The 14,919-nt window shown below is 69.5% G+C and carries 11 protein-coding genes and 6 pseudogenes; 13 read left to right on the top strand and 4 right to left on the bottom strand.

The window, feature by feature from the left end; translation table 11 throughout:
• Positions 1 to 454: 454 nt before the first annotated feature.
• From ACIP67_RS22725 to ACIP67_RS22710, 4 genes and pseudogenes are all read left to right on the top strand, one after another.
• Positions 455 to 898, top strand: a complete 444-nt coding sequence (locus ACIP67_RS22725; protein ID WP_401694071.1) for a hypothetical protein — start codon at positions 455 to 457, stop codon at positions 896 to 898.
• Between the two features lie 453 nt (positions 899 to 1,351).
• On the top strand, positions 1,352 to 1,987 hold the full coding sequence (locus tag ACIP67_RS22720; RefSeq protein WP_401694070.1) for a GNAT family N-acetyltransferase: 636 nt from the start codon (positions 1,352 to 1,354) through the stop codon (positions 1,985 to 1,987).
• 10 nt (positions 1,988 to 1,997) lie between these two features.
• Positions 1,998 to 2,482 (top strand): annotated as a pseudogene (locus ACIP67_RS22715) (transposase); the annotation flags it as partial.
• A 13-nt stretch (positions 2,483 to 2,495) separates the two neighbouring features.
• Positions 2,496 to 2,780 (top strand): annotated as a pseudogene (locus tag ACIP67_RS22710) (Tn3 family transposase); the annotation flags it as partial.
• A 23-nt stretch (positions 2,781 to 2,803) separates the two neighbouring features.
• Here the strand turns inward: ACIP67_RS22710 and ACIP67_RS22705 are convergent.
• Positions 2,804 to 4,513: a CocE/NonD family hydrolase gene (locus ACIP67_RS22705; RefSeq protein WP_401694068.1), complete on the bottom strand. Its 1,710-nt coding sequence runs from the start codon at positions 4,511 to 4,513 to the stop codon at positions 2,804 to 2,806.
• Positions 4,514 to 4,606: 93 nt separating this feature from the next.
• On the opposite strand from ACIP67_RS22705, the gene ACIP67_RS22700 reads away from it, so the two are divergent.
• Complete coding sequence (locus ACIP67_RS22700; protein WP_401694066.1) at positions 4,607 to 5,323, top strand: TetR/AcrR family transcriptional regulator C-terminal domain-containing protein; 717 nt, start codon at positions 4,607 to 4,609, stop codon at positions 5,321 to 5,323.
• 109 nt (positions 5,324 to 5,432) lie between these two features.
• Here ACIP67_RS22700 and ACIP67_RS22695 read toward each other — a convergent pair.
• Positions 5,433 to 5,666 (bottom strand): annotated as a pseudogene (locus tag ACIP67_RS22695) (transposase family protein); the annotation flags it as partial.
• Positions 5,667 to 5,974: 308 nt separating this feature from the next.
• Here ACIP67_RS22695 and ACIP67_RS22690 point away from each other — a divergent pair.
• Positions 5,975 to 6,250 (top strand): hypothetical protein, encoded by a 276-nt coding sequence (locus tag ACIP67_RS22690; RefSeq protein ID WP_401694064.1) that lies wholly within the window; start codon positions 5,975 to 5,977, stop codon positions 6,248 to 6,250.
• Between the two features lie 117 nt (positions 6,251 to 6,367).
• On the opposite strand, the gene ACIP67_RS22685 is transcribed toward ACIP67_RS22690, so the two are convergent.
• Complete coding sequence (locus ACIP67_RS22685) at positions 6,368 to 6,670, bottom strand: NIPSNAP family protein (protein ID WP_401694062.1); 303 nt, start codon at positions 6,668 to 6,670, stop codon at positions 6,368 to 6,370.
• Between the two features lie 428 nt (positions 6,671 to 7,098).
• Between ACIP67_RS22685 and ACIP67_RS22680 the strand changes: the two genes are divergently transcribed.
• Positions 7,099 to 7,326 carry a hypothetical protein gene (locus ACIP67_RS22680; RefSeq protein WP_401694059.1) on the top strand — a complete coding sequence of 76 codons (228 nt, stop codon included), beginning with the start codon at positions 7,099 to 7,101 and terminating at the stop codon, positions 7,324 to 7,326.
• A gap of 254 nt (positions 7,327 to 7,580) precedes the next feature.
• On the opposite strand, the gene ACIP67_RS22675 is transcribed toward ACIP67_RS22680, so the two are convergent.
• Complete coding sequence (locus ACIP67_RS22675) at positions 7,581 to 8,387, bottom strand: endonuclease/exonuclease/phosphatase family protein (RefSeq protein WP_401694058.1); 807 nt, start codon at positions 8,385 to 8,387, stop codon at positions 7,581 to 7,583.
• A gap of 578 nt (positions 8,388 to 8,965) precedes the next feature.
• Between ACIP67_RS22675 and ACIP67_RS22670 the strand changes: the two are divergent.
• From ACIP67_RS22670 to ACIP67_RS22645, 6 genes and pseudogenes are all read left to right on the top strand, one after another.
• Positions 8,966 to 9,466 (top strand): annotated as a pseudogene (locus ACIP67_RS22670) (hypothetical protein); the annotation flags it as partial.
• Between the two features lie 366 nt (positions 9,467 to 9,832).
• On the top strand, positions 9,833 to 11,767 hold the full coding sequence (locus ACIP67_RS22665) for a hypothetical protein (protein WP_401694057.1): 1,935 nt from the start codon (positions 9,833 to 9,835) through the stop codon (positions 11,765 to 11,767).
• A 23-nt stretch (positions 11,768 to 11,790) separates the two neighbouring features.
• A complete protein-coding gene (locus ACIP67_RS22660; RefSeq protein WP_401694056.1) occupies positions 11,791 to 13,545 on the top strand; it encodes a tannase/feruloyl esterase family alpha/beta hydrolase in 1,755 nt (584 codons plus the stop codon).
• A gap of 35 nt (positions 13,546 to 13,580) precedes the next feature.
• Entirely contained in the window at positions 13,581 to 13,826 is a 246-nt protein-coding gene (locus ACIP67_RS22655) for a hypothetical protein (RefSeq protein WP_401694087.1), read from the top strand.
• Positions 13,827 to 13,978: 152 nt separating this feature from the next.
• Positions 13,979 to 14,158, top strand: a pseudogene (locus ACIP67_RS22650) (transposase family protein); the annotation flags it as partial.
• Positions 14,159 to 14,389: 231 nt separating this feature from the next.
• A pseudogene (locus ACIP67_RS22645) lies at positions 14,390 to 14,904 on the top strand (transposase); the annotation flags it as partial.
• Between the last annotated feature and the right edge of the window lie 15 nt (positions 14,905 to 14,919).

The following is a 14,919-nucleotide window of genomic DNA, read 5'->3' as shown; positions in this document are numbered from 1 at the left end:
GAACTGCAGACACTCCTCGCCCTCTGGACCGGCGCTTGCCCCACCTGTCACCGCGACATACCCACGGTGATACGAACCTGACCAAGCCCTACTAGTGACAGGCGACTATCCGGGATGCAGCCGGCTGCACGATGTCGACCCCGAGTTTCGTGCGCCAATCTGTAGATCCAATGCGGTCCGAACTGAAGTTCTTCACGACAACGCAGTGGTGATCGGATCGCCCCCTGAGCAGTCCGATCGTCCGGGGTCACCGCTCGGCGGTCGGCCACGGGCCTCGCCGGGACAGGAGATCCCGATTCGCTCCCGGCGCGGATGGGGGCTGGCCGGGTACACGCCCGCGGCACGGTCCGGTCTCGGTCGAGGCAGGTTCCGCAAGCCATGTCGCACCTCTATGAAGGGTATGGAATTGAGCATGTTGATGTTTCTGCGTCGGCGTTCCGTCCAGGCTGGAGTCATGATCGCCGCCGCGGGACTGATCGCGTCTCCGCTCGCCGCGCCCGCGTCCGCGGACTCCTCGCTCGCGGCGGGCGTACGCGTGCAGTGTTCCGGCTTCTCCGGGCCGAACACCGTGTGGCCCCACTACCTCACCGGCTGTGTCAGCCAGGACGGCACCTCAGGCACCGGGCAGACCAACCGGACCGGCCCGGGAACCGAGACCATCACCTGGGACGCGCCCTTCCTGGACGGCGAGAACATGGACCTGGTCGGAATCGCCAACTCGCCCGTCAACGTGACCACTCCGGTCTGCCCGGCCGAGCAGCCCTCGGAGGTCGACGTCCCGGGTCTGATCGGCCCCGGCTCGTCGTGGGAGGGCTCGTCCGTGGCGGCGACCATCTGCGCCGGCGCGTCCGGATTCAACCTCAAGCCGGGAACGTTCTTCGTGATCAGCGAGGCATAAGGAGATTCGACCGTCGGCGTCTTCGGGCGTAGACCGTGTCCTCCCGGTCCCGGTGGTGCATGAGGATCCGTCAGCTCTTGGTCGAGACACCTGCGATGAAAGGTAGATGACCGGTGGTGGCAACCGGCACAGTCGCGATCCCCGGGGCCCCTGCGGCATCGCGGGTTGCCGGGGAGGACCTCCTCGACCGAGGGCGTCCGCGAGGCGGCCCACCACTGATCAGGTCCGGACGATCCGCCCCGGACTGTTCACCGTGCCATCGCTCGTCGTCGCTGCCCCGTGCGCGATTCACTCATGGGCGAAGCGACCACATGCCTTCCCCTGTCACACCAGCCCATCTACCCCTCTGGCCGCGCGGGCTTCCGCGCGGCGCACCGACCGCGCGGAAGCCCTGGCACCGCCCGGCTGCACTCGGGCGTACGCCCACGGCGCTCCGGTGAAAGGAACCCGACGATGAACAGCTCCGCGCCTGCGGACGGTGGCCTCCGTCCCACAGTCCGCGCCTACCGTCCGGACGACCTCGAAGCCGTCTACGACATCTGCGCCCGCACCGCCGCGTCAGGGGGCGACGCCCGCGGTACCCACAGCTCGGACCGCATCATCGGTGATGTCTGGGCGGCTCCGTACGCCACAGCCGAGCCGCAGCACGCGCACATCCTCGACGACGGGGCGGACCGTGCCGTGGGGTACATCGTGGGCACCGCGGACACCGCGGCGTTCGTGGAGTGGTTCCGTAGCGACTGGGGGCCGTCCGTCCTGGCTCGGCACGCCCAGGACGATCCCCGCGATCAGATCCCACTGTGGTTGCTGGGCAACCCCGAGCGCATGCTCGTACCCGAACTCGCCGACTATCCGGCTCATCTGCACATCGACATCCTCCCGGATTGGCAGGGCAAGGGCCTCGGCCGGAGTCTGATGACCGCCTTCCTCGAAGGACTGCGGCGGGACGGTGTGTCAGGAGTCCACCTGGGTGTGGGCCTGGACAACGTCAACGCCCAGGCGTTCTACCAGCGCCTGGGCTTCCACGACGTTCCGACCGACCAGTTCGGCGTCCGGTACCTGGCGCGGGACACCACACCCCTGACCTGAGCACGGCGCTCCCCGGGAGAACCGGCGAGCGCGTGAGCGAAGACGTTCCGCCGGCGGCACCCACGACTTCGTGTCCTGGCTCGCGAAGCGAGGACGCCGGCTGTCCTCTTCGGTCGGCATGGTGATCACCGAGGCCATCCACAGCCACGTCCTCAAGATCCCGGCATCGGCCTGGACCCCGGCCGTTGAAACGGATGGTGAGATTCCGGGACGGCGCCTGGGTCGTCGAACTCGCCGGCGACCTGCTCGCGGGCTGACCGAAGGGCGTGCGGCTGATCGTCCGCAAGCAACGACGGCATCCCGGGGCCCAGTTGCGGATCACCGACGCGGATGGCATGCGGATCACCTGCTTCGCCACCAACACCCCTGACCGGCCGATCGCCGAGCTCGAGCTCCGCCACCGCCTGCGGGCCCGCCGAGGACCGCATCCGGGCCGTCCGCGCGACCGGACTGCGCAACCTGCCCCTGCACCACACCGCCCAGAACAAGTTCTGGTCAGAGATGGCAGGAGGACCGGCTCGGCGCGCTCGGCCTGGTCCTCAACGCCGCGGTGCTGTGGACGACCCGCTACCTGGACGTCTCCGTCGAACGGTTGCGGGCGCTGCCCACGGAGCAGCGCGAACATGATGTCCTGGACGAGGACGTGGCCCGGCTCTCCCCGCTCAAGCACGCGAACCTCAACGTGCTGGGCCGCTACTCCTTCCGCCCCTCCACCCCGGCCGGCGGCGGCCTGCGCGCCTTGCGCGACCCGGAGGCGGTCGGCTTGGACGATGAAGACGGCGCCGAGGAGTGAGCCGGGCCGTCGGGTCCGGCTGGTCAGCCGTTCACCGCGGGGCCGAGCCCGGAACTGCGGGCGTGTATCGCCAGCATCAGCGCCGAGTCGGTGTGGAGCGTGATGCGCACCGGTATGAAGGTGGTGGCGTTTACCGGTGACTCCCCGTTGCCGGGATTGCGGGCGTAGCGTGGATGGGCACCTCCGCTGATCTGCCAGCGTATGCGGTGACCGACGGCGAATCTGTGGGCGGTTGAGCTCATCGGCACGGTGATCCGCGACGGCTCCTGCCCGTCCGTCCGCAGTCGGCCCAGCCCGTCACAGATGTTGACGGAGCGGCCTTGTGGGTCCACATCGCACAGGCGGGTGAAGACGTCGGCATGACCGGTGTCCGTGGAGATGCTCAACCGTGCCGAGACCGGCCCGACGACGTCCACGGGCTCGGTCAGCGGGGGGCCGGTGAACGTCAGGACGTCTTCCCGAGCCTCCAAGCCGCTGTTGTCGCGAGGACCGGCGGTACGGGAGAGCAGAGGGCCGCCGAGGGACGGAGTGGGGTCGCCCGGGTCGTAGCGGAACGACGTCAGTGGTGCGGAGTCCGTGGGAGCCTGCGGGGTGAGATGCCGCTCCGCGGTGGGAAACCAGGAGCCGACGGCCGTGGTCGGCGGCCAGTCGTCGAGGTCCCGCCAGGCGTTTTCGCCACCGATGTGCACGCGCACCCTTGTGGGACGCAGGCCGGAGGGGTCGGCGTACAGGTGAGCGCGCAGCCAGGTGAGGCTCTCGGCGAATACCTCGGGCCATCCCTGTCGCAGGGCGGAGGTGTGGGTCCAGGGGCCGACCAGCAGGGCGGTCTCGCATCCGGCCTGACGCAGCCGGTCGTACTGCTCGAAGGTCTGGTCGACCAGCACGTCGTGCCATCCGGTGATCAGACTCGTGGGCACGCTGAGCCGCTCAGCCACCCGCGCCAGGGACGCGCCACGCCAGTACGCGTCCTTGGCGTCCGGGTGTGTCATCGCGTCGTCCAGCCAGGGCACTTCGCCCCCGAGAGCCGACACGTACGCCCCGCGCAGCGGCTGCGCGGTGGTGACATCACGCAGGCGTCGTTGCAGGCGCAGTGTCGCCCTCAGGAACGGTGCCATGCCCTGGTGCTGGTAGGTCATGCCTGCGCCTACGGCGAGTGCGGTCTCCAGGCGTAGCGCACCGTGCGCGTGGAACAGCGCGTGGGGATCGTGCAGGCCCACCTGCACCACCATTGCCTTCAGCTCTGGCGGCGGGTCCACGGCGAGGGCCCATTGCACGTAGCCCAGATAGCTGGGGCCGACGGTGCCCAGTGTGCCGTTGAACCAGGGCTGCTCGCGCAGCCAGGACACCGTGGCCTGGCCGTCGGCGGCCTCGTTGCGCCACAGGTCGAACGCACCCCCAGAACCGCCGGTGCCCCGGCAGCTCTGCAGGACCACGTGAAAGCCCTGTTCGGCGAAGAGCAGGCCGTACATGGGGGACCACGGCAGGCCCCTGCCGTACGGCGAGCGCACCAGGAGGGTGGGGAAGTCGCCCTCGGCGCGCGGAAAGTAGTGGTCCGTGAGCAGCGGGCTGCCGTCTGCGGCCGGCACCACCAGTCCCGGCTCCCACCCGACATCGTGCAGTTTGGCCGGGAGGCCGCGCCAGGTCGCCCTCATCATCCGTGAGGCCAGGGGCGGCTTTCCGGAAGGCGGTACCCAGGCCGGCCTCGACGCGGAACCGTGCGTGCGTGACGTCATCGTTCCCCTCCTTGTTTTCCGTACGATGTACGAGAATAGAGGATGCTTGACTGAGGCCCGCAAGTGCCGCCGATCAGGGAAGGAACGTGGACCATGCCCCGTGACGGAGGGGCCGGCGCCCCAGGCGTCGACCCTCGACAGCTCTGGCTGACCTCTGACCAGCCGCGCAGAGGTCGCAAGCCTGCCTACAGCCGGGAGGCGATCACCGCGGCGGCCGTCGCCTTGGCGGACGCCGAGGGGCTCGAAGCGGTCACCATGCGGAAAGTCGCCGCACAGGTCGGAGCCGGCGTCATGTCGCTCTACAGCTACGCCCCCGACAAAGAGACGCTGCTGAACCTGATGGTCGACCACGTCAGCGGCGAACTGCCGACCACGAAGACACCCACCGGCGACTGGCGCGCCGACCTGAAGGCCATCGCCCACCTCCAGCGCGCCCACATGCTGCGACACCCCTGGCTGCCCGCCGCCCTGTCCACCCGACGCATCCTCGGACCCAACACCCTGGCCTTCCTGGAACGCGCGCTCGCCGCCCTGCGGCCCACCGGACTGGACGGTACGGCGAAGCTGGAGATCTTCGCCCAACTCACAGCATTCGTGGCCGGGCACGTCGCCCACGAGATCGCGCAGGCCACAACCGCGCGGTCCCCCGACCGAGCCACAGCCGAAGCCCGCTACCTCGCCGCCGTCGCCGCGGACGGCCACCACCCGGAACTCGCCGAAGCCCTCTCCGCCCCCGGGCGCCCCCTCACCCCCGAAGCCACCTTCACCCGGTTCCTCAACCGCCTGATCGACGGCCTCGACAGCGACTGATCCCGCACCGCCTTTCACCGCGCCCGTTCTGACAAACGAACAGATGCGAGAGTTCTGCGAGAGATCCGGAGTGTGATCCGTTTCCGCAGGTCCGCCGTTCGCAGACGGAACGCGAGGCTGGCTTGAGCGCGAGGAGGGGGCGTAACCGCTGGATGACCCTGCACACCGTCGCCGGCGACGCCCCGAACAGCGGCGCGAGCTGCCGCATGGTGAGGTTCGTCCGGTAGCAGACCGCTACCACCAGCACCCGGTCGGCAAGCAGCAGGCACCATGGACGGCCGATCCGCGGCCCGTTGCCACCCCGCTCCCGCACCACCTTCGACAACCGCTCGAACTGCTTCATCCGCAGCCCGGTGAACGTGGCGGGTCGGCTGGCTCGTCGGTCCGCCGCGCATCATGGCCGACGTCGCTTTGGTCGGCTCTCCACCCCAACGGATCAGCCCTCAACACCCCCACCTGGCGGCAACGCTGCGACCTGGTCCTGTCGGAGCTGGCCGACTATCCGTGCATACGGCCGCACGGCGACTGGCCGTTGCTCATCGACACCACCGCGCTGGGCCTCACTCCGGCCGAGGCGTCCGAACGGCTCTTCCGGCACGGGAAGGTGGCAGCGACCCCCGACAGCGGCTGTCGGAGGTCATCGTCCGGCACATGTGGGACGCGGTGGACGTACGGGAGGACCCCGAGGGCCATCTGCTGGAGAGGGCCACAGGCGTGGATATCTCGGGGCGGAACCTGGACTGTTTCACCGCCGGATTCCAGGCGGAGGTGCTGGCCCGGTATCCGCGCGCGGGACTTTCGGACGAGTTCCTGGCCTGTTTCCACGACCAGGCCGCCCGCAAGCCGCAGAGTTCGCCGGCCGTGTCGGTCCGGGGTGGCCTTGCCGAACGTGACCGGGCGAACCCGCTGGACCGCCCGGTCGTCTGATCCGCCGGGCGCGATCCCGCAGGCGGTAGAGCTGAGATCGTCGGTCCGCTGCCGTGAGCGTCGTGGAGCCAGTCCCCCGTGCATGAATGGCTGTGACCAGCTCCGTCGCCGCAGAACCTAGTCGAGCGGACGGAGGAAGCGGCGTTCGTACCGCCGGATGCACTTGGTCCGGCGGGCCAGATCGACGGCTTCCTGACACTCAGGGTCACGCGCACTGGCGTGCCGGTACTGCTCGTATGCCGCAAAGCTCGGGAACGAGAAGAGTGCGTACGCGATGTCGCTGTCGCCCTCGCTGGGCAGGAAGTAGCCGTGATGCGTGCCCCCGAGCCGGTTGACGAGAGACACCCACCGACGGCCGTACTCCTCGAAATCCTCGATTCGATCGGGATCGATCTCATATCTCAAATGAACGCTGATCATGCGACGACATGATGCCTGAGCTGCATCCCCCAGCAGAGAGCAGGGCTCGACGCGGAACACATGCGGTCCGCGCAACGTGAAGTTCGCAGGTCAGGGGTCTGAACGCGCTGGCGGCCGTGAGGGCGCCGGTCGAGCACGGCTTCGTCCACCTGAAGATCTGGCGCATCCTCAACAAGGTCTGCACCGAACCGACGTGGGCGACAGCAGAACCGACTACCAGAATCGCCCACAGGCGTGGCAGGCCGCCGCCTCCACCCGGCCGTCCAAGGGCAGGGACGCTGGTTAGTTCAGAGGAGTGACCAGGTGGTGTGGGCGGCCCGCCTGTCCGCGCACGGCCACGACGTCTTGGCCTACGCGGACTCCAGTCCTGCTCCTGCTCCCGCTCACCCCAAGCCGATGAATACGAGATCGAACTGCGCCCCGCGTAGATGGACGCGCTGCGCATCGATCTGGGCCTGGGGACGCAGCTGCGTGTGCGGCCGGCGGACGGCCTGGCGGAACGGGTACGCACGGCGTACTTCGACCGGCCCGGGAACTGGTGGCGTCTGTGCCTGAACGCCGACCACGTCGAGTCGGAGGCATACGCCTTCTACCTGCGCGCTCTCTCACCAGCTCCGATCTGGAATCAAACTCCTTCGGCCGCGACCACGGGGTGACCTACCGCGTGGACACCTCCCTCGGCGCGCCGAGGCTGGTGCTGCTGCCCTGGGGCGGACCCGGCTGACAGGCCCGCCGGCGAGACGTCGGTGCAGGGAGCGCACGCACCGGCGCTGACGGCAGGGGCCGCAGGATGAACGATTGCTGCGCAACTGGGCACAGCGCTGTCGCTCTGGGGCTGAGTCGACGTGCAGGCCGACGGGTTCACCCCGTCGGCCTGCCGGTTGATTGTGTCGGCGCCGGTAGCGGGCGGTCAGGTCACGGTGCAGCCGACCCTGGGGCCGGCGGCAGTGGTGATGTCACTGACCAGGACCCGATGGTCTTCGTTCACCGAATGCAGGAGGCAGTTCCCGGAGCCCACACCCCGGTGGAGGATGTAGTCGAACTTCTTGCCCGTATTGACGTGCGTGCCGTTGCACCGGGGGTCGTAGGTGCCTCCACAGAACGGATCGACGTCCGAGTAGAGCTTGGACCGCCAGATCTGTTGCATCTCGCTGAATCCCGGCTGGGCGTTGAAGTCACCGGCTATCAGCGTCCGGCTGTAGGGCCGCGCGGCGCTCAGCAGCTCCTGTATCTGCGTCTTCCTCTCGGCGTGGTGGTCCGCCCAGCTGAGCTGGGTGTTGAACACGCGCACCCACCGGTTGGCCAGCCGTGTGGTGAACACCATGTAGGCGCGGGACTCCAGGGGGCCCTCGTCGTCGCTGTAGTACTCCCAGCCGACGTCGCGCACCGGGGTTCCCTTGGCGTACAGAACGGCCTGGCCGTTCACACTCCAGCCGTCGCAGTTGATGTCGACGGTGCCCGGCCCGAACGTGAACTGGTAGTCAAGCCCCTGTTGCTTGAGCAGCTTCACGGCCTTGCGCACCTCGGTCCTGCAGGACTCCTGCAGGGTGATCACCTGCGGCCTGAAGCGGCTGATCTGCTCGACGAGCAGCTCCGGCGTACCGAGCTTCTGCCCATTGGAGTTCCAGGACATGAACCGGCTCTTGACCACAGTGGCCTGAGCGGTGACAGGTGTGGTGGAGCCCTGTTGCGGTGCGGACTGAGCGGGCGCGGTCATCACGCCGAAAGCGACTGCGATACCTAGTACAGCAGTCACCAGGGCGCGGGGACGAAAACGCACGGGTGTTCCCCCTTCTTGTCTGAGCGAGGACATCGGTTCCGGGGCGCGGCGGGCTTGGTTCGGTGGACTGGAGGTGTCCGTCCCGCCGGAACACAGCCGTGGTCGATGACTGCCGCAGCGCCCGTCGGTCAGCAGCAGCTTGCTCAGGCGGTGCAAGGCCGGGCAACCGTCTATCGGTGTCCCGGACAGATCGTCGGCTGTCCAGGCTGGTCGCAGCGCTGTCCGACGTCCGTCCCGGACACTGCCGAGTACTCAGACACTGCGGGTCGGTGTCTCCACGTGCTCGACGGAGGCACACCGGGCATGGTGTCAGGCGTATGTCCGAGGTCGTGGGCGATGGCGGTGAGCTGCCCGGCCAGCCCGGTGTGTGCGGGCGGGCAGGACGACGCTGGTGAAGTGGGCGAGGCCGAGAGCTCCTGCCGAGCCGCCTGCTTGCCGCTCGAAACATCCCCTGTTGTCGCGGGAGTCTCGGTCCGTTGTTGGCCGAGATGTTGTGGGGGTGGCGGGTGCCATCGATGCGGGCGGTTGCGGAAGCGCGGCGGAAGGCTGCGGCGGTAGGGGGTGGAGGAACTCGAAGCCGAGCTGGGGCGGGTGCGGGCGGCTCTGGCAGAGGCGGAAGAGGTGCTCGGGCGCCGGGTGATCGGCCTGGAGCAGTATCTGGAGGCGCTGACCGAGGCGGATGCGCCCGCCGTGGTGGCCGACGGGGTGCCTCCGAGGAGGCTGGTGGGACCAGGCCGGGCGGTGCCGCACCGCCAGGACGCGGACGGAGTCGAGGTGTTGTCGGTGGACTACCGGGCGTTGATGGCCGCCGCCGTGGAGACGGGAGCCGACGGGCTCGGTGCGCCCGGCGGGCAGCGGTGGTGCTGGGCTGGGACAGCGCGTCCGCCTCGCGCGTCGAGGGAGCGCGAGCCCGGCTGAAACGGCTGGTGGAACGGGGCTGGCTGATGGAGGAGAAGCCGGGCAGGTTCACGCTGCCCGCGCCGGAACAGGCTGCGACCGGGCGGCCATGCGGCGGCCGCCGCACGCGAAGCCGCCTCTTCACCCGAACCACCCACCCCCCTCCCCCACGAACCGCCCCGACGCCCCCGACCTCCCCCGACGCCCCCGACCTCCTCCGAAATGGCTGGTATCCCCAACAGCCATGCCTCCGCCACGACACACCTCCGCCCGCCCCGGCACAACCCCCCGACCGCCCCCTCACCTGTGGTTTTCCACGAACCAGAGGCCCCTCCCAGGATCATCGGCCCGGACTCCTCCGACGACCGTGACGCCAAGTCACAGCTACCGCGCACTTCTGTGATCGCCCGGGCACTGCTTCACTCCTGCCACACCCCGTCCCACGGCCGTCCCCTGAACCGTCAGGGGACGCGAAGGAGTTGCCCATGTCCACAGCCGGCCACATCGGTCCGCTGCACGCCCTCGCCCAGTGTGAGGTGCCGATGCGTTCCCGGGTCCGTGCCCTGTTCGTCGTCGGGGCCGCCCTCGCCTCCCCCGCGCTGCTCGTACCGGCCGGGGCGCAGGCGGCCACGGGCACCGGCGGGCGCGGGCGGACCGTCGCCGCCGGGGAGACCTGGACCGTCACCGAGATCACCGAACTCGCCCGCCTGACGGTGGAGGAGGGCGCCGTCCTCGCCGCCCCCGAGGGACAGTTGCTGTCGCTGACCGTGAACGGCGTGGAGACCGGCTCGGCGCTGGACGGCACGTACGGCACGACGACGGTGATCGCGGCGGGCACCTACCGCGGCGACATCGTGCTGACGCCCACCGCCGACCACACGGAAACCTTCGCCGGGACCACGTTCCACCTGCGTCAAGCCGTCTACGTCGGCGCCGACGGCGTCGTCACGGGCAACTCGGTGCTGTCCGGCGTCCGCGGCGGCCGGCTCACCGACGCCTACGCCAAGGGCGTCGCCCTCTCCTCCACCGGCGAGGCGTTCAACGGGTTCTACGTCGCGGAGGGCGCCTCCTACACCCTCACCGCCCCGAAGATCGCCTACGACGGCAACGGCCGCTGCGACTTCGCCACCGACGGCGCCGCCGTCACCGGCAAGGGCGACGGCACCCGGCTGGTGATCGAGGACGCGGAGATCCGCAACAAGGGCGCCGTCCGCACCGGCGTCATCGCCTACGACGGCGCCAACGTGATCGTGAAGAACTCCGTCATCCACACCGACGACGGCGTACTGCCCGACGACTACAAGCTCGCCATGGGCGCCAACATGATGACCGTGCCGTGGATGCTGGGCCTGGCCGGCAACGTGCGCGCCACCAACGTGCTCGGCACGAACACCACGGCCACCTACCTCGGCTGCGCCGTCTCCTCCGAGCGGTGGGGCGTGCTGTCCACCGACTCCGTGAACAACTCCCGCCTCACCACCATCAACTCCTCCGCCACCATCACCGGCGACTCCGGCTACGGCACGTACGCGGACGGCGGCAGCCAGACCGACGTGTTCCTCGGCACCCACTTCGACGTGGCGACGTTCGCCGCCATCACCACCGGCGGTTCCGTCAGCTTCGGCGACAGCACCCGCGAGGCCGTGGCGGCCGTCGACACGGAGTCCGACCTGCGGCTGACGGCGCGGGAGCTGGCCGCGCTCACCCCGCGCGCCTCGGTCGTCGACTCGCGCGGCTTCGGCGTGATGTGGCACAGCCGCGACGGCGGCACGGTGACCATCGACGGCGGCACCCGCTTCACCACCGCCGAGACGATGTTCCTCGTCAAGGCGGTGCAGGCGGGCATCACCGTGGACGGTTCCGGCGGCGCCCGGCTGCGCACCGGCAACGGCGTCCTCGTCCAGGTCATGGAGACGGACGACCCCGGCTCCCCGGACGGCGTGTACACCGAGCCGACCGACGACCCGGCCAAGGACGACACCTTCGACACCACCGATGAGCACGACGCCGACGTCGTCGCCGCCTTCACCTCCATCGAGCTGGAGGGCGACTTCTACAACGCCATGCGCACCGGCAAGAACCTGGTCGTCTCCCTCACGGACACCAGTGTCCGGGGCGTCATCTCCGCCTCGGTGTCGCGGCACGCGGTCTCCTCCATCTCGGCGGACGAGTACCAGGAGATCAACCACGTCACCAACACCACCGGCGCCGCCGTCAACAACGGCGTGATCGTGAAGCTGGGCGCCGGGTCGGCGTGGACGGTCACCGGCACGTCGTACCTGACGAAGCTCGTCGTCGACGCGGACGCGACCGTCGGCGCACCGAGCGGCCGGACCCTCACCCTCACCGTCGACGGCACCGAGACCGTCCTGACGCCGGGTGCCACCTACACCGGGGCCCTCACCCTGACCGCCGCATGAGACGCGTCCCCTGGAGGCACACCGTGAACCCGTCAGCGTCCCCCGCACCACAGCCAGGGCCCCGGCGCGTCGTCGCCTGTCTGGTGGCCGTCCTCGCCCTGTTCGTGGGCGTGGCCCTCGTCCCGTCGGACCAGGCCACCGCCCAGGCGGCCACCGCCGCCACCACCACCGCGAGTGACACCACCCCGGCCGCGATGGACTGCGCCGACGTCGCCCAGCTCGACCTGAGCGGGATATCCGGCGCACCGGCCCAGATCGGTTCGGCGACCGCCCTGTCCGCCGACGACAATCCGCTCGGCGACTGGGCGGCCTGCTCGATCACCGGGCTGATCGCCCCGCAGATCCAGTTCGTGCTGCGGCTGCCGACCACCACCTGGCAGGGCAACTACCTCCAGGTGGGCTGCGGCGGCAACTGCGGAGTGGTCGCGAGCGGTGTCTCCTCCACGTCCAGCAGCTGTGTGTCGTTCACTCAGGGCGGGTTCGCCGTGGGCGGCACCGACCAGGGGCACTACGGCACCAGCATGTCGTCCGGCCTGTTCGCCACCGACCCCACCCTGAAGGCCGACTTCGGCTACAAGTCCGAGCACCAGATGGCGGTGGTCGCCAAGGAGATCATCAAGCGGTTCTACGGCGAGTCCGCCGGCCACTCCTACTACGACGGCTGCTCGCAGGGCGGCCACGAGGCGCTGACCGAGGCCCAGCGCTATCCGACGGACTTCGACGGCATCATCGCCGGCGCCCCGGCCAACAACTGGACCGCGCACACCTTCCAGCACGCCTGGAACGCGCAGGCCGTGTTCGCCGACGGCACCCACGCCACCCTCACCACCAACGACCTCGCCCCCCTGCACGAGGCCGTCCTCGAGGCGTGCGACGCCGGTGACGACGGGATCATCGAGGATCCGCTGAGCTGCACCTGGGATCCGGGCAGCATCCAGTGCGCCTCCGGGCAGACGTCCACCGACGATGCCTTCTGCCTGACGTCCGCGCAGGTCACCACCGTGCGCAAGCTGTACTCGGGGCCGCGCAACAGCGACGGCAAGCTGCTCTACCCGGGCTGGCAACTGCGCGGCAACGAGCTGAACTGGGCGGGCGTGATCGTCCCGACCACCTCCACCGGCTCCACGTCCAACAAGACCAATGTCAACGAACGGGTCCGCTACCTGCTCTACCCCGAGGCCCACCCCGAGCTGTCCTACAAGGACGTCACGTTCACCACGGCCGCGTACCGGAAGCTGATGCGGCTCAACGAGGGCACCATGGACGCCACCGACCCCGATCTGTCGGCGTTCAAGGCCGCGGGCGGCAAGCTGATCATCTGGCAGGGGCTGGCCGACCCGAACATCTCCTCCGTGGCCGCCATGGCGTACTACAAGGCGGTGCAGAAGGCGATGGGCGGCGCGGCGAAGACATCCGACTTCGCCCGGCTGTTCCTGCTGCCGGGGGTGGCGCACTGCGGCGGCGGTCAGGGACCCGACACCGTGGACGTGCTGTCGGCGATGGTCGACTGGGTCACCGCCGGGACGGCGCCGGACAGCCTGCTCAGCCAGGACGTCGACGCCGACGGCGACGTGAGCGCCGCCCGGCCCGTCTACCCGTTCCCGTACGTCGCGGTGAACACCACCGGCGGCAGCGACGACGACCCCGCGAGCTACACGGCCCAACTGTCCACCGCCGAGAGGGACCTGACCGTGGACTACCTGGGTTCGTTCCGCTCGGGGTACGAGACGGTCAGCGAGTGGGTCGACGGTCAGTGGGTGACCCGGCCGGCTTCCTGACCGGTCAGGGGCCGCCGGCGCGGCGGCCACAGCGGATCCAGGCCCGGGCCGATGCAGCCGGCGACTTCGACTGGCTGGAACAGGTGCAGATGACGGACCTCAGTCGTCCCGTCGACGACGCGGCGGTCTGGGCGCCCCTTCACCGCATTGCTGGAACGCTCGACAAGTCGCTGCCGGGGATCTTTGCGGCGGACTATGCCGAACCTCTGGAAGGGGCCCGCAGCAGGCTTCGTCCAGCACTGGACGACAGCGCCGGTGACGAGAAGGGTGCGGATGCGTGAAGCCCCTCTGGGAGATGACTGATCGCGAGTACTTCGCCTGCGAGCTGGTTCCTGGCATGTCTCCTCGGCGTGTGCTGGATTGGTGCCGGGCCCTGACCTCCCTCGTTGCGGTCCCCGGAATGCGTGCGGGGCGGGACGATGCGGAGGGCGGCGAACTCACCAACTGGCAGGCCGAGCGCAACCGCGAGCACAAGCAGGTCCGAGTCCGTGTCGAGCACGTCTTCGCTCGGCTGAAGATCTGGAAGATCCTGCACGACTGCCGACTCCGCGGCGACGGCGGCCACCACGCCATACTTGGTGTCTCCCACTTGCACGACCTCGCCATCACGGGATGGGCAAGGGCGCCGGATCCGCTATCACGCCTCGGCGCGGGCCAGCGTGAGTCTGCTGCAACGCGGTGTCCCGCGGGATGCCATTGCCGAACTGTCACGCTTCCGGACGGAGCTCTGTGCCTTCTGGATGTGGCACGGCTGCGCAGGACGCCGGCAGAGCTGCCGCTTCCCCGCACGGCGTCGGGGCGGCTGGTCCTGGCGGTCGATGTGAGCAACTGGCTGCGGCCGGACACCGTCATCCGTCTACAGGTCGGCCACCTTCGCGGCGACCGCGACCCCCGGCCCATCTGGCCGTGGTGGTCGGCCATCGATGCCGCCGCTGGGGACGTCGACCGGCTCTGACGGTCCTTCCTGCGCAGATTCGACCTGGAACACACCTTCAGGATGTTCCAGCAGACGCTGGGCCGGACGACACCCTCCGCGAGCCGGCCGCCGCCGACCGCTGGACCTGGCTGGTCATCGCCGCCCACACCCGGCTCCGCCTGGCCCGGCCCCTTGCCGAGGACCTGCGCAGCCCCTGGGAGCGGCCCGCACGCCAGGGACGTCTCACCCCTGCACGGGTCCGCCGCAGATTTCGCCGCCTGCACGGCAAGGCCCCCCAACCGGCCGGTGCACCGAAACCCGGCACGGCAGGCCCAGGCCGGCCGATCGGCATGAAGAACAAGCACCGCGCACGTGCCCGCACCGTCGGGAAACAGGGCCAACCGGACCTCACGGCAACCATCACAAGCAGCGGAGCTGGATGAACGGCAAGCCTACCC

Source organism: Streptomyces sp. NPDC088812 (genome assembly GCF_044750285.1).
Lineage (GTDB): Bacteria > Actinomycetota > Actinomycetes > Streptomycetales > Streptomycetaceae > Streptomyces.
This window is presented reverse-complemented; position numbering and strand designations above follow the sequence as displayed.